At 58.2% G+C, this 1,161-nt stretch carries 2 protein-coding genes; both read left to right on the forward strand.

Annotation, left to right across the window (positions count from 1 at the left end; translation table 11 throughout):
* The first annotated feature begins 188 nt into the window (after positions 1-188).
* Positions 189-659 carry a LysR family transcriptional regulator gene (locus GEV05_04925; protein MPZ42746.1) on the forward strand — a complete coding sequence of 157 codons (471 nt, stop codon included), beginning with the start codon at positions 189-191 and terminating at the stop codon, positions 657-659.
* A gap of 10 nt (positions 660-669) precedes the next feature.
* A partial coding sequence (locus GEV05_04930; protein ID MPZ42747.1) for a hypothetical protein occupies positions 670-1,161 on the forward strand: 492 nt, incomplete at its 3' end.

The raw sequence follows: 1,161 nt of genomic DNA on the forward strand, positions 1-1,161 counted from the left end.
TTAGGGATTTGTCCGGCTCGAACGCCTTCGGCGCGCCTCGTTCGGAAGAGCGCGCTCTTCAGAGTCGAGTCGAGGACACAACCGCAGGCGACGAAAATCGAACCCTCCTCACTGCGAAGGCAGTCTAAGGAATCGCACCCTATAATGGCAAAGTCTTGTTTCTTATCCTGCATAGTCTTTCCTTATAGATGAAGCTTCAGCAGCTTGTTTACTTGCGCGAAATTGCGCGAAGCGGATTCAGCGTATCGAAGGCCGCCAAGCGCTTGCACACATCGCAGCCAAGCGTTAGCCAGCAAATGCTTGCGCTCGAGCGCGAGCTGCGCTTCAACCTCTTTGTGCGCGAAAAAGGCCGACTGACGGGTTTGACGCCCGAGGGACAAGAAGTCGTTCTGCGTGCCGAGTCGGTGCTGCTCGACATCGACTACATCCGCGGACTCGGACAATCGGCGAGGACAGACCAAGGCGATCTGGTCATAGCCACGACCCACACTCAAGCGCGTTACGTGATACCCGAGGCACTCGGCCGCTTCGCGCAGCGGTTTCCGAAGGTGCACGTAACGTTACGTCACGGTAACGCCGAGCAGATCCGCCAAGCGCTGGAGGACGGATCCGCTGACATCGGGATCACGCCGGATAGCGAGCTGCGACAAGGACTATAGCCACGCTTGAATGCCGAAAATTCCGCCGCATCGTACTCGCGCCCAGGACCATCCACTCATCCGGCGCAAGCGCTGCTCACTCAAAGACCTCGCTCAACATCCTTTCGTGGCGCTCGAGCCGGCGATCTCGACGTGGCAAGCGGTGCTTCAGGTCTTCGAAACGGCGGGACTCGCATTGAACATTATCTTGAGTGCAACCGATGCTGATGTCGTGAACGATTGCGTAGCGCGTGGCCTCGGACTTACGGTGCTCGTTGACGTGGCTTACGACACGATGAAGGACGGCAACATCGCACTTCTCGAAACCGGTGACCTGTTTCCGCCGAGCATTACCAGCGTGGCAGTCCATCGCCGACGGCATCTACCGGCGTTCGCCTTTGACTTCATCGAAATGTTCGCACCGTCCTGGACGCGGTCGAAAGTCGATCAGTTGATGGCGCGCAACACAATGCCGAGCGCGGCCGCGACGCGTCGTCGATCACTTACCTCGTTGACCAAACCT

It is taken from the genome of Betaproteobacteria bacterium, from assembly GCA_009377585.1.
Taxonomy (GTDB): Bacteria; Pseudomonadota; Gammaproteobacteria; order Burkholderiales; family WYBJ01; genus WYBJ01.